Here is a 12,962-nt window from a genome sequence, read left to right as displayed (position 1 = left end):
AGACTATCTGCCCGCGCATGTTCTGGACAAGACGCAATTCCAAGGCCTTTACGTCATAGTGTGGATCGGTCGGGAAGGGTGATCTGAGCATTGAGCGTTTCCCGAAGCCGCTACCACTCGCACCTCTGATGACAACTATGCTTCCTGAATCGAGACTATAGAACCGCGCTGTTCATTCATCTCGTGCCATTTCTGCCGAGCGGTTCCCACGGCTTTGAGGCCAGGTGTTGGTCTTCCATCTGTGCCGTCGTCCATTTTCACCCACGTTCCTCGCCAACCATCGACAACAAGTTCGATGATTTTTCCTTGTGACAGGCCAAGGATCTTGTTCTTCAGTTGCTCATTCCCATGAATATGTTTTGCCCAAAGGGCATGGTCGCGGACCTCAACGATGCTCATGATTCCATTCCTTGTGTTGGCTTGAGCAGGGCGCCCATGCGCCCCTTGCCACCCTATATAGCCCCATACCACCCCTAGCGTCAACGAAACTCTCGCGTACTGCGCGATCTTGCGCGTCATCACCCCCCGTCAAACCGAGAAAACCTCCGTATCTATAACGATAACAACCAAGGAGGTTTATCATGCTTATCAATATCTTGGCGTGGATCTTCGGACCCACGAAGACCACCCGTCGCAGGTCCGGTGGTGGCGGTGGTGGTGACGAACTGCTGGGCTGGCTGCTGCTGGTCTGGATCGTGTCGGTTTTCGTGAGTTGAGCGATGACCGATCTCACCCCCGGCACCGTGGTCGTCATCCGAGCCTTCGATGACGTCCCCGAACACCTGTTCATGGTCGACACGGTCGAGGAAGACCGCGTGACTGGCGAGGCCCTGACCGGCCCCTTCGCCGGAAGCTACGGCGAGCCACCGCTGGACCTCATCAAGGGCATCGCTGGCAAGGATTAGAAACATCCCAGCTCGCGCCTGAACACCATTCTTTTCATCGCAATACCGAAATGACCCCGGGGCACTCTCCCGGGAAGGAGTAGTCATGTCCGACATCAAGTACGCCTATCTCAAGGGGCAGACCTGGCTTTACCGCCGGAACTACCCGAAGGAGGTCGCGCCCCTGCTGGGCTCGCGCGCCCTGAAACAGTCGCTGAAGACCGGCGACGTCAAGACCGCCCGCGCTCGCGCCGCCGAGGTGAACGCCAGGTACGAGGAACTGGTTCGCAAGGTTCGCTCCGGGGCCGAGGACGTCCTGAGTGACGCAGAGAGAGCCGGTGACACCGTTGCATGGGCCACCCCATCAAACGCCGCTCTCGTTGCTCTCCGGTGCACTCTGGAGGCCTCTGGGCCGGTTTCGTTCCCGGGGAAGACCCGATCACCGACGGTGGACGAACTGTCACGCACCTACCTGACTCTGCGTGGGGGTGAGCTTCGGTGGGGTGGATTCAAGAGCGTTCGGTACTCGGTGGGTCTGTTCACGTCGAAGTTCTCGGACCGGCGGGTGACCGCGCTGAGCCGTGACGACGGTCGGGAGTTTCTCGGTCTGATCGCGCGGCTGTCTCCGCTCATCGGAAAGGGGCCGGACACCCGGCGAAAGTCGCTGGAGCAACTCGTTCGCTGGTCCGACCGGCGCAACGGTCGCATCTCGGCCCGAACCCGCAAACGCATCTGGTCGCAGGTGAACCACTTCCTCGACTGGGCAGTCTACGAGGGACACCTCCAGCAGAACCCGTTCCGAACGGTCCGCTTCGAGGGCAAGGTCAAACCCGCCCCCTACGCAGTGCCGACCGACGACGAGGTGCGGACGATACTGGCTGCGCGTGACCCGTTGCTCCACGTCCCGCTGCTCTTCTGCCTCCTGACTGGAATGCGGTCCGGGGAGGCGGTCGGGTTGCTGCGTGATGATCTGGTTCGGAAGGGCAACCTTGGCCGGTTCGTCCACGTCCGCCCGAACGCTCTGCGGGAACTCAAGACCGACGCCGCCGAACGGTTGGTGCCGATGCACTCCGCGTTGGAGCCGTTGCTCGGCAACCTGCCGTCCGAGGGGCCGCTGTTTCCTGATCTCTCGGTGAACACGGTGACCAAGCGGTTCGCTGACCTTCGGACACGCCTCAACCTTGAACGGCCCGGTCTAGTGTTCCACTCTACCCGCAAGTGGTTCATCACCCAGTGTGAGCGCACGGGTGTGCCGGAGCACTTCACCGCGTCCTTGGTCGGCCACAAGTCCGCACGGTCGGAGAACGGCCTCACCTACGGCATCTACTCGGCGGGCATCTCCGACGAGCAGAAGCGGGGGATCATCGACCAGATCCGGTTGCCGTCATGTTGATACCGGAAATCGAGGCGTTCGAGGAGCGGGCGGCCATCGCTGAGTACGACGGTGGTCTGTCTCGGGCGGCGGCGGAGGACCTTGCGGCGCGTCAGCAGGGGTTCCGGGACCGGGATCAGTACTGGCAGTGGTTGGCGGACTACGTCGTGGCGCGTAGGTTACCCTGAGAACGAACCCCTCCGGCGTGGCTTCGGCTGCGTCGGGGGGACCTCCACCACTCTTTTTTTCTCTCTGTCGCAGAGCGGGCTCAGGAGGGCACGGGTCGCTGTCTGCTATACCCCCCCTTAGCCCTACAGCCCTAGACCTGCCCTCGTGCCACTCTGGTGCTCTCTGGGTGGTCTCTTGGTTCCGGAGGCAGCATCTAAACCGAAAGCGTGGAACGCCTTGACGCCCGTCAGCAGGACCTCCTGGACCGGGAGCATACAGACAATGGTTGGCGGATTACGTCGTCGCGCGTAGGCTGCCCTGAGAGAACGGATTCGGCTGGCGAGAGTTGGCCGGGGTTTCCCTCAGAAAAGTAAGGCTTCTCATGGCGAAAATCTTTCGCTCGTTCAGGAATGTTGTGTTCCTCGGATGGCTTAGCTTCGCACTGGTGTCCACCACGATTGCGGCGGGCCTCTGGGCGATACAGATGGCAACCACGGTCGTAACAATGACTGCCAATGCAGCGGCCACGGCGGTCGCGCATCGAAAGCAACTGGCGAGGGCTGTCGCAAAAACAAAGGCTAAGGCCCGGCTAAGGAGGGCGATCGTCGACGTTCCCTTTGCGGGTGCCGGTGCAATCTTCTACTTCGAGAAGCAGGACTATCGCGAGTGGAAAGAGCAGAATCCGGGCGGGACGCGCGAGCAGTACGCCTGCGAAGTGGCCGCGTTAACGGCTGAGGTTGTGGATGAAGTTCTACAAGACCTCCCCGAGATCATGCGCCCAGCGCCGGAAACGGTGCTTGGCTACGTGCCGGAGTGCAACGCGGAAATAGAACCACAAGAAAATTAACGGTTTGTTTCGTGGACGGCTGAGTCACCTTATCGGACGATCCGCTGGTAACGGGATAGGTTGCCTTCAGAGAAGGACTCCCTCCGGCGTGGCTTCGGCTGCGTCGGGGGGCCACCTCCACCACTCTTTGTTTATCACACAGAGTGGACACATGGGTATCAAGGCGGTCGCCTGCTATACCCCACAGCACGCTCTGGCCCGTGGGACGTGCGCTGCCGTCGTCGTCTGTCGGTATAGGGCTGGATGAGATCGACGCTGACAAGCGGGCGGATCTCAAAGAGTGGCGGGACGAGCGGGTGATCCGATGTGACGGGTATCTGGCTCGGAAGGCCGCTTGGGAGGACAGGATGGGGCGTACTGTCTCTTGTCTGTCCTAGGAGGGTGGGTAAGCTTCGGGGGTTAGGACAAGGGGAGTAATGACAAGTTGGACAAGTAGGGTTATCCCTCCTCCTCAACCTTTCAATCCAACCTCTCTATCCTCCTTCTTCTCCCCCCGGACCACCTGTTGTTAGGCTCTCAGGCCGATAACAAGCGTGATGACTGGGAGTACATGGCGAACGGGTTTGATCCTCGGCTACCGTGACCGTGTCTCCTCGACCTCTACGGGCCACTGGCGGAGGTGGTGTTCAGGGGTTGAGGAAGGGAAGAAGGAAGGAAGGAAGAGGAGGGGGGGAGAGACTACTGACTGAGGAAGAGGAACCACCAACCTGATCCCTCCTTCTCCTTCTCCATTACTTATACCTATTCCCTTGTCCTCCCCCCCGGACCACCTGTTGTTCGTGTCCTTGGGTGACCGGGGTTGATCCTAGGCGGGTCTCCCCAAGCTCTGGGGTGGGGCACTCTCCGGGGCACTTCAGAGCCAGTTCTGGTCTCCGAGGTGTTAGGAGGTTGATCGAGGTGGTGTTGGCTGGGGTGGTAGGATTCGAACCTACGGTACACGGTACCAAAAACCGATGCCTTACCACTTGGCCACACCCCAACGTGGGGCGTAATTACTCTGGAGTTGGGCGCGGTTCAAGAGCGGATGCAAAAAATCTTGGGGGGGCGGGGGGTAATGCCCGGCCCGGTTTTCCGGGCACGCGGTGGTCAGAACCTGTCGGTCCGGGGCAGTTATTCGAGGGTCTCGTCCGCCAGAACGCCCCAGAGCGCCGATTTTCGCGCCCAGCCCTTGTATCCTGCCGCAGAGATTGCACACCATTCGGGGCTGCATTTATCCAGCCGTGCAATAACGCCCTGTTCCAGATGCGCTACCACCATCGCCGCAGGATCGGGTTTGGTTCGAAGGTCAAGCATTTCCGTCTCGACGATCGCGGTGCGCACGCCGGACAAGAGCGAGTAATGGACCCATCCTCCGGCACCGTCGCGGTCCTGTACCCGTCGCCAGTGGCCGTGTTCCGCCGTGATCTGGAGCGGCATGTCGCGGCGTTGAAAGACCCAGTCGATACGATGTGTCAGGCTGGGACCACGGCGCGCATTTGCCTCTGCCGCCTTCATCGATACATAGCGCGGCAGCGGAAGGTTGGTTACCGGCCCACGTTCCTGCGCACCAGCGGCGGCACCCAGGCACAAGAGGAACGCAAGGGCCGCAAGGCCTGATTTCATCGCTGTCATTCGAGTAATGCCCGACTTAATGCCCGTCAAACTGCAAGGGGGTTCTTGTGCCCCGCTCTATCCTGCGCCACTCTGGCAGCAACGCGCTGGAATTGCAAAGCACAAGGAGGGGCTTCATGCCATCTGCACGCCTGAGTGTTGTCGTTACGCGACGCCTTCCCGAGCCGGTCGAGAAACGGATGCGCGAGTTGTTCGATGTATCGCTGCGCGACAGTGACGAACCGATGAGCCGGACAGAGCTGGCGCAGGCCATGCGACAGGCGGATGTGCTGGTGCCAACGCTGTCGGACCGGATTGACGCGGGGCTGATTGCGCAGGCCAGCGACCGGTTGAAACTGATCGCCAATTACGGCGCGGGGGTGGATCACATCGACGTCGGGACGGCACGTCAGCACGGCATTCTGGTATCGAATACGCCCGGTGTTTCGGCCGATGACACGGCGGACATGACCATGGCGCTCATTCTGAGCGTGACGCGTCGCCTGCCCGAAGGGCTGGCCGTGATGCAGTCGGGCGAGTGGCGCGGCTGGTCTGCGACGGCGCTGCTGGGGGGGCGTGTGGCCGGGCGCCGTCTGGGCATTCTGGGCATGGGGCGGATCGGTCAGGCGGTGGCGCGGCGTGCGGCGGCGTTTGGCATGCAGACCCATTACCACAACCGACACCGGTTGCGGGCCGAGATCGAAGAGAGCCTGCAGGCCACCTATTGGGAGAGTCTGGATCAGATGGTGGCGCGGATGGATGTGATCAGCGTCAATTGCCCGCATACGCCCTCGACCTTTCATCTGATGAATGCGCGGCGGCTGAAACTGATGAAGCCGGAAGCGGTGATCGTGAACACCTCGCGCGGCGAGGTGATCGACGAGAACGCACTGACCCGGATGCTGCGTGCCGGTGAGATCGCCGGCGCGGGGCTGGATGTCTATGAGCATGGGGCTGAGATCAATCCGCGCCTGCGTGAGTTGAAGAACGTGGTTCTCCTGCCGCATATGGGCTCGGCCACGGTGGAGGGGCGCATCGAGATGGGGGAAAAGGTGATCATCAACATAAAGACCTTTGATGACGGGCACCGTCCACCCGATCAGGTTGTCCCGTCGATGCTCTGATTGCTCGCCTTTGGCTGCACATGGCTCTATGACGGCGCGATGAGCAGATCGGATCGTTTCGAGATTTTCCTTGCCGCCCCGCCGGGGCTCGAGGAAGTGCTGACCGATGAGGCGCGCGAAATGGGTTTCGGCCCGGTGACCGCCGTGCCGGGCGGAGCGGGTTTAACGGGGCAGTGGACGGATGTCTGGCGCGCCAACCTGGAACTCAGGGGTGCGGGGCGCGTGCTGGCGCGGATCGGGTCGTTCCGCGCGCTTCATCTTGCGCAACTCGACAAACGCGCGCGCAAATTCGACTGGGCCGCGTATCTGCGGCCCGATGTGCCGCTGCGTATCGAGGCAACCTGTCGCAAGTCGAAGATCTATCATGCGGGCGCGGCAACAGAGCGGATTGCCAGGGCGATCACCGAGACGCTTGGCGCGCCCATTGCCGAGGACGCCACGCTACGCCTGATGGCGCGGATCGAAGACGATCTGGTCACTTTCAGCCTAGACACTTCGGGCGAGCCGCTGCACCGGCGCGGCTACAAGGAGGCGGTCGGCAAGGCGCCCATGCGCGAGACGTTGGGGGCGCTGTTCCTGCGGCAATGCGGCTATGACGGGGCAGAGCCGGTGCTTGATCCGATGTGCGGCTCCGGCACCTTTGTCATCGAGGCGGCAGAGATCGCTGTGGGGCTGCCGCCCGGGCGCGCGCGGCGCTTTGCGTTCGAGGATCTGGCCGGGTTCGATGCTGAGGCATGGCAGGCGATGCAGACCCCGCGCCCGCCGCGCGATACACCCCTCAGATTTTACGGATCGGACCGGGATGCGGGCGCGGTGCGCATGGCAGGCGCGAATGCCGCGCGGGCCGGGGTGGCGGCGCTCACGAAATTCACTTGTCAGTCGGTGAGCGCGCTGACGCGCCCCGAAGGCGCGCCGGGTCTTGTGATGGTCAATCCGCCCTATGGCGCGCGGATTGGTAATCGAAAACTGCTCTTCGGTCTCTATGCTGCCCTGGGCGAGGTGCTCAGGCGCGAGATGAGGGGCTGGCGGGTGGGTCTTGTGACCAGCGATGGCGGGCTGGCCAGGGCAACGGGCCTGCCCTTCTTGCCACCCGGCCCGCCGGTGGCGCATGGTGGGCTGAAGGTGACGCTCTGGCGCACCGGTCCATTGTAGAGGAGGCACTGATGCGCGCGATCGTTCTGCTTTTCGGATTGTTCTGCGCCTTGCCCGCTCTCGCGCAACAGGCTGCCGATGCGGTCGCGCCAGAGGGGGCTGGGGTCGGGGTCCTGTCGGTTCCGCCGATGCTGGCGGATTCGGCAGAGGCCAAGGCGAACGGCCGTCCGGTCGAGGCCGGAAACTGGATGATCGCCGCCGCGCATCCGTTGGCGGTCGAGGCCGGGGCCAGGGTGCTTGCCTCGGGCGGCACGGCGGCGGATGCGATGGTGGCGGTGCAGGCGGTTCTGGGCCTGGTGGAGCCGCAAAGCTCTGGTCTGGGCGGCGGGGCATTCCTGGTCTGGCATGACGGGGCAAGCGGTGAGATCACTACGCTTGACGGGCGCGAAACGGCCCCGCTGGCGGCGACGCCACGGCTCTTTCAGGATGAAGGCGGACAGCCGTTGCAGTTCTTTGATGCGGTCGTCGGCGGGCTGTCGGTGGGCACGCCGGGCACGCCTGCGCTGATGGCTGAGGCGCATGGCCGTTGGGGCCGGGCCGGGTGGCCAGGACTGTTTGCGGATGCGATCCGGCTGGCGGAAGAGGGTTTCGCGGTCAGTCCGCGTCTGGCGGGGCAGATCGCGGAGGATGCGACGCATCTGTCGCGCTTTGCCGACACCCGCGATTATTTCCTGCCCGGGGGAAAACCGTTGCAGAGCGGTCAGATCCTGCGCAATCCCGATTATGCCGACACGCTGCGCAGGCTGGCAGAAGAGGGCGTGGACGTGTTCTACACCGGCGATATCGCGGCGGATATCGTGGCGCATGTGCAGACCGCGCCGGGCAATCCCGGGGTTCTGAGCGAGATGGATCTGGCGATCTATCAGGTCAAGGAGCGCGCGGCTGTCTGCACACCCTATCGCGGTCATGAGGTTTGCGGCATGGGCCCGCCCTCGTCCGGGGCAACGACGGTGGGACAGATACTGGGGTTGCTGGAACCGTTCGATCTGCCCGCCCTTGGCCCGGACAGCCCCGAGGCATGGCGGCTGATCGGCGATGCCAGCCGTCTGGCCTTTGCCGACCGGGGCCGCTATCTGGCCGATAGCGACTATGTGCCGGTGCCTCTCAAAGGGCTGCTTGCACCCAACTATCTGCGCGCGCGTTCCGAGTTGCTCAGGGGGGATGACGCCCTGCCCGAGGTGGCGCCCGGCGATCCGGAATTCGATCACGCGCTGATCCGGGCCGATGACCGGTCACTCGAACTGCCATCGACCTCGCATATCTCGATTGCCGACACCTATGGCAACGCGCTGTCGATGACCACGACGATCGAGAATGGCTTTGGCTCGCGCCTGATGGTGCGGGGGGTTCTGCTGAACAACGAACTCACCGATTTCTCTTTTGTCAGCCACGAGGACGGCCACGCAATCGCCAACCGGGTGGAGCCGGGCAAGCGCCCGCGCTCGTCGATGGCGCCGACGATCCTGCGGCGGGACGGGCAACCCGTTCTGATCCTTGGCAGTCCGGGCGGCAGCCGGATCATCGGCTATGTGGCGAAGACCATCATCGCCTGGGTCGACTGGGGGATGGATGCGCAAGAGGCCGTGGCCCTGCCGCATCTGGTCAACCGTTTCGGACCCTATGATCTGGAAGCCGGGGCGGGGGGCCTTGCAAACCCATTGCGCGCGCTGGGGTATGAGGTAAAGGAAACCGATCTTACCTCGGGCCTGCATGTGATCGCCGTGGGCGAGCGCCTGCAGGGCGGGGCCGACCCGCGCCGCGAGGGGCTGGCCTATGGCGAATAGGGGTATCCCTGCTCGCTGGTCCTTGCGGCGCCGAGGCGACAAGTCCGAGGGCCAGCGGTCTATTTCTTCGCCTTTTTCCCGTTTTTGGCTTTTGCCTTGTCCGCCTTCTTTTTCTTTGTCTCCTTCGTCTTTTTCACCGAGACCCTTGCCTTGTCGGCGGCTTTTGCCTTGGTGGTCTTTTTCTTCTTGCCGGATTTCTTGTCCGCCTTGGATTTCTTCGGTTTCACGACAGGTCTACCGCCATCGTCCGGCGCCGGATCCGCGCTGGGTGCAGCCGTGCCTGCGGACATCTGCTTTGCTGCCGCAATATACGTTTCGGCGCGGGCGGCGCTGATACCGCGCACACGGGTAAGGCGTGCCACGTCGGATGCGGCGAGCGCCTTTGTGCTGGTTACCCCGATTTCTGCCAGACCGGCGAGTGTCGCAGGGCCAATGCCGCGAATGTTGTCTATGGGTGCCACGTTTAAGTCCTGTCCTATGGGTGTTTGTAATATGTCTCGGGCTGGCGACAGTCCGGCGGATCGCTTTCCGCTGATACCTTTCAGCCCCGTTCCGTTCACTTCTTCTTCGAACGCTTGACCTTCTTTGCGGACCTCCTCTGTGGTTGTTCATCTGCTGTCAGATCAGGCCCGCCGATGTTGTTGGCAGGATCTGCGTGAGACAGGATGAAGTCACGAATGAATTTTCGGATTTCACGGGCTGCACTTGTGTCGAGCACATCGCAGAGATCAATGAATTCGTGGCGCTCCGCCTTCTTTATGCGGATGACCAACTGGCCGTCCTTGCGTTCTTTTCCACTACTGGAGCGCTCGGGCATTCGATCTATCTTCTGTTATGGCACAGTTTATCATGACGCATATGCATTGTATATACATTGCGTTGCATGGTACCATTCCCGCATGGGAGGCTTTGCAGAAACGAAGTGCTACCCTTTCGCCAGATCCCGCAGGATCGGACAATCGGGCCGGTTATCGCCTGCGCACTCTCGTACGAGGTGGCGCAGAGTCGCCTGCATGGACTGAAGCTGTGCGATCTTGTCGTCGATCTGGGCCAGATGCTCCTCGGCCAGACGTTTGACATCGGCGCTGGCACGGTCCTGATCCTCGTAAAGTGCCAGCAGCGTCCGGCAATCCTCGATGGAAAAGCCAAGGGCGCGTGCACGGCCCAGAAAGGCCAGCTTGTGTGCGTCCGTCTCGCGAAAGATGCGGTAGCCATTGGTGTCGCGCACTGGTCGGATCAGTCCGATCTCTTCGTAGTAACGGATCGTCTTGGCAGGAACGCCGGTATGTCTGGCCGCATCGGAAATGTTCATTTTTCTATCTCCATCACGGGTTGCACTGTCCGTAGCCTGAGCGCATTGCTGAGCACGAAAACCGACGACAGCGCCATTGCCCCCGCCGCCAGGATCGGCGAAAGCATCAGGCCGGTTGCCGGATAGAGCGCCCCCGCCGCCACGGGAATGAGTGCCGTATTATAAGCGAAAGCCCAGAACAGGTTTTGCCGGATGTTGCGCAGCGTCCGGCGCGACAGATCAAGAGCGTTGACCACACCCACTAGATCCCCGGACATCAGGACAACATCCGCCGTCTCGATGGCCACATCGGTGCCGGTGCCCACTGCAACGCCTACATCCGCCTGCGCCAGAGCGGGGGCATCGTTGATCCCGTCGCCGACAAAGGCCAGCGCGCCAAACCGCTCCTGCAAGGCGCTGACGGCGGTCGCCTTGCCTTCGGGCAGCACCTCGGCCTCGACATGGTCGATGCCCAGTTCGCGGGCGATTGCACGGGCGGTGGCGGTTGCATCGCCGGTAATCATCGCCACCTTGAGCCCTCTGGCATGCAGCGCGTCAACTACTGCTCGGCTGCTCGGTTTGACCGCGTCGGCGATGCCCAGCACAGCGGCGATGCGCGCGTCGATCGCGACGTGAATCGCGCTCTGGCCGGCGTCTGCCAGTTCCTGAGCTACCGGTTTCAATACATCGACCCTGATCCCTTCACGCGCCAGCAATCGCGCCGTGCCAATCACCAGCACATGGCCTTCGACCCGCGCGGTTATCCCGTGGCCCGCAATTGCCTGGAAATCCTCTGCCAATGGCAGGTCCAGCCCCCTGGCTGCTGCCTCGCTCTCGATCGCGCGGGCGATCGGATGCTCGGACTTGGTTTGCGCGGCGGCGGTCAGTCGCAGCACGGTTTCGGCGTCAAATCCCCGGAGTGCCTCGATCCGGGTCACTGTCGGTGCCCCGAGCGTCAGCGTGCCGGTCTTGTCGAACGCCACTACACTCACTTCGTCGAGCCGCTGCAATGCCTCGCCCTTGCGAAACAGGACTCCCAGTTCAGCGGCGCGCCCCGTGCCCACCATGACCGAGGTGGGCGTGGCCAGCCCCATGGCGCAGGGGCACGCGATGATCAGGACCGAAACCCCCGCCACCAGCGCATGCGACAGCGCCGGTGCGGGTCCGGCCAACAGCCAGACGGTGACCGTCAGGAGGGTCACCGCAATCACCACCGGCACAAACACCCGTACCACCCGGTCGGCAAGCGCCTGCACCGGCAGTTTCGCACCCTGTGCCTCTTCGACCATCGCCACGATCCGCGCCAGCACCGTATCGCGCCCCACCGCGGTGGCGCGGAAACTCAGTGCGCCCGCACCGTTGACCGTGCCCCCGACAACCGCGTCGCCAGGCCCCTTGAGCACTGGCACCGGTTCTCCGGTGATCATCGATTCGTCGATATAGGACGTGCCCTCTGTCACCTCGCCATCAATCGCCACCCGTTCGCCGGGGCGCAGATGAAGGAGATCGCCAAGGGTCACGTCATCAATGGGTATCTCGATGATCGCGCCCTTGCGTTCCACTCGCGCCGTCGCGGGTTGCAACCCGATCAGCCGTTGGATCGCGGCTCCCGTGCGCCCCTTGGCCCGCGCCTCCAGCCAGCGTCCCATCAGGATCAGCGTCACGATCACCGCCGCCGCTTCGAAATAGACGGTGCGCGTGCCCGCAGGCAGCAGGTCAGGCAGAAACAGCGCCACCGACGAATAGAGCCAGGCCGCCGTGGCCCCGAGCGCCACGAGACTGTTCATGTCCGGTGCCGCCCTGATCAGCGCCGGAACGCCCAGCCGATAGAACTGCCGCCCCGGCCAGAGCAGAATCGCCGTGGTCAGCAGGAATTGCACCAGCCACGAGGTGCCCATGCCGATCGTCTCGATGATCAGCGCGTGCATCCCTGGGATCACATGGCTGCCCATTTCCAGCACAAAGACCGGCAGCGTCAGCAGAGTGGCGATCCGGACCTGCCGCCGGGCATGGGCAATCTCTGCGCTGCGGCGGGTGGCCTGATCCTCGCCACTCTCCTGTTCGACGCGCGCGGGATAGCCCGCTTCGGTCAGGGCTCGCGCAAGCGCGCCCGCATCGGTATGACCCGGAAGATAGCGCACCTTTGCCGATTCCGTGGCCAGATTGACATGCGTCTCCAGCACGGCGGGCAGGGCGTTCAGTGCCGCCTCGGCCCGCCCCACGCAGGACGCACAGCTCAGCCCCGAGACGCTCAGACGCACTGTTTCTTCGCGCGCGGGGTAATTCGCGGCGCGCAGCGCCTCGGCAATATCCGCAGCACGGGCGCCGTCCAGTACCATCTGCGCCTGGCCATTGGCGAAATTGACCGAGATGTCGCGCAGCCCTGCAACCTCGCCGAGCGCCCGCTCTGCCCTTCCGGCGCAGCTGGCGCAGCTCATTCCCTGTAGTTCGATTCTCAATGTTGCGGGCGGCATGCGGGTCTCCCTGGCTTGCTGCCTGCTCACATAAAGATTCCAGTCACTGGAAGGTCAAGAGAGAAAATCCATAAACAACGAGCTGCGGACACCTTGTTTTTCGGGCCGAGACAGGAACGGCGCCGGCTTGTGCGGAAAATTGCGCCTTTTTCGAAAAAAGCACTTGCGACTCTCGGGAGGCATCCGTAAATAGCGCTTCACCGGCGGCGCTTTGGTGTTGTCGTGTATGTCGGACGGGCTGTTTTGGTTTTTCTGTGACGGTCTGCGAGGCTCGAA

Annotated in this window: 15 protein-coding genes and 1 tRNA gene; 8 read left to right on the top strand and 8 right to left on the bottom strand. The window is 62.8% G+C overall.

Annotated elements, in window-relative coordinates; genetic code table 11:
• Positions 1-135 precede the first annotated feature (135 nt).
• A complete protein-coding gene (locus tag BSG08_RS17740) occupies positions 136-399 on the bottom strand; it encodes a hypothetical protein (protein WP_139274592.1) in 264 nt (87 codons plus the stop codon).
• A 182-nt stretch (positions 400-581) separates the two neighbouring features.
• Here BSG08_RS17740 and BSG08_RS19855 point away from each other — a divergent pair, with 182 nt between their 5' ends.
• From BSG08_RS19855 to BSG08_RS17725, 5 genes are all read left to right on the top strand, one after another.
• Positions 582-716 carry a hypothetical protein gene (locus tag BSG08_RS19855; RefSeq protein WP_281248308.1) on the top strand — a complete coding sequence of 45 codons (135 nt, stop codon included), beginning with the start codon at positions 582-584 and terminating at the stop codon, positions 714-716.
• Between the two features lie 3 nt (positions 717-719).
• Positions 720-905 carry a hypothetical protein gene (locus BSG08_RS17735; protein ID WP_093039182.1) on the top strand — a complete coding sequence of 62 codons (186 nt, stop codon included), beginning with the start codon at positions 720-722 and terminating at the stop codon, positions 903-905.
• Between the two features lie 85 nt (positions 906-990).
• Positions 991-2,277 (top strand): DUF6538 domain-containing protein, encoded by a 1,287-nt coding sequence (locus BSG08_RS17730; RefSeq protein ID WP_093039181.1) that lies wholly within the window; start codon positions 991-993, stop codon positions 2,275-2,277.
• Positions 2,271-2,444, top strand: a complete 174-nt coding sequence (locus BSG08_RS19545; protein ID WP_175544821.1) for a hypothetical protein — start codon at positions 2,271-2,273, stop codon at positions 2,442-2,444. Before BSG08_RS17730 ends, BSG08_RS19545 begins: the two co-directional genes overlap by 7 nt.
• A 362-nt stretch (positions 2,445-2,806) precedes the next feature.
• Positions 2,807-3,271 carry a hypothetical protein gene (locus BSG08_RS17725; RefSeq protein WP_093039180.1) on the top strand — a complete coding sequence of 155 codons (465 nt, stop codon included), beginning with the start codon at positions 2,807-2,809 and terminating at the stop codon, positions 3,269-3,271.
• Positions 3,272-4,175: 904 nt separating this feature from the next.
• On the opposite strand, the gene BSG08_RS17720 is transcribed toward BSG08_RS17725, so the two are convergent.
• Both BSG08_RS17720 and BSG08_RS17715 read right to left on the bottom strand, forming a co-directional pair.
• Positions 4,176-4,250 (bottom strand) — tRNA-Gln (locus BSG08_RS17720).
• A gap of 131 nt (positions 4,251-4,381) precedes the next feature.
• Positions 4,382-4,882 (bottom strand): SH3 domain-containing protein, encoded by a 501-nt coding sequence (locus BSG08_RS17715; protein WP_093039179.1) that lies wholly within the window; start codon positions 4,880-4,882, stop codon positions 4,382-4,384.
• Positions 4,883-4,998: 116 nt separating this feature from the next.
• On the opposite strand from BSG08_RS17715, the gene BSG08_RS17710 reads away from it, so the two are divergent.
• From BSG08_RS17710 to ggt, 3 genes are read left to right on the top strand one after another with little or no spacing between them, the layout of a single operon-like run.
• The gene (locus BSG08_RS17710; RefSeq protein ID WP_093039178.1) at positions 4,999-5,985 is read left to right on the top strand and encodes a 2-hydroxyacid dehydrogenase; all 987 of its coding nucleotides are present in this window, start codon (positions 4,999-5,001) and stop codon (positions 5,983-5,985) included.
• A 39-nt stretch (positions 5,986-6,024) separates the two neighbouring features.
• Positions 6,025-7,137, top strand: coding sequence for a THUMP domain-containing class I SAM-dependent RNA methyltransferase (locus tag BSG08_RS17705; protein WP_093039214.1), 1,113 nt, complete (start codon positions 6,025-6,027; stop codon positions 7,135-7,137).
• An 11-nt stretch (positions 7,138-7,148) separates the two neighbouring features.
• The gene (ggt, locus tag BSG08_RS17700) at positions 7,149-8,921 is read left to right on the top strand and encodes a gamma-glutamyltransferase (protein WP_093039177.1); all 1,773 of its coding nucleotides are present in this window, start codon (positions 7,149-7,151) and stop codon (positions 8,919-8,921) included.
• 59 nt (positions 8,922-8,980) lie between these two features.
• Here the strand turns inward: ggt and BSG08_RS17695 are convergent, their stop codons facing one another.
• The 5 genes from BSG08_RS17695 to BSG08_RS19610 all read right to left on the bottom strand — a co-directional run.
• Complete coding sequence (locus BSG08_RS17695) at positions 8,981-9,382, bottom strand: helix-hairpin-helix domain-containing protein (protein WP_175544820.1); 402 nt, start codon at positions 9,380-9,382, stop codon at positions 8,981-8,983.
• A gap of 95 nt (positions 9,383-9,477) precedes the next feature.
• Complete coding sequence (locus BSG08_RS17690) at positions 9,478-9,738, bottom strand: hypothetical protein (RefSeq protein ID WP_093039175.1); 261 nt, start codon at positions 9,736-9,738, stop codon at positions 9,478-9,480.
• A gap of 108 nt (positions 9,739-9,846) precedes the next feature.
• Positions 9,847-10,233, bottom strand: coding sequence for a Cu(I)-responsive transcriptional regulator (gene cueR / locus BSG08_RS17685; protein ID WP_093039174.1), 387 nt, complete (start codon positions 10,231-10,233; stop codon positions 9,847-9,849).
• Complete coding sequence (locus BSG08_RS17680) at positions 10,230-12,686, bottom strand: heavy metal translocating P-type ATPase (protein ID WP_093039173.1); 2,457 nt, start codon at positions 12,684-12,686, stop codon at positions 10,230-10,232. The genes cueR and BSG08_RS17680 overlap by 4 nt, the downstream gene beginning before the upstream one ends.
• Before the next feature lie 54 nt (positions 12,687-12,740).
• Positions 12,741-12,962, bottom strand: a 222-nt coding sequence (locus BSG08_RS19610; protein ID WP_217649910.1) for a hypothetical protein, incomplete at its 5' end; no start/stop codon positions are given.

Origin of the sequence: Roseovarius azorensis, from assembly GCF_900109455.1 — a bacterium.
Lineage (GTDB): Bacteria > Pseudomonadota > Alphaproteobacteria > Rhodobacterales > Rhodobacteraceae > Roseovarius > Roseovarius azorensis.
The sequence above is the reverse complement of the archived record's forward strand: the minus strand, read 5'-3'. Positions and strand labels throughout refer to the sequence as shown.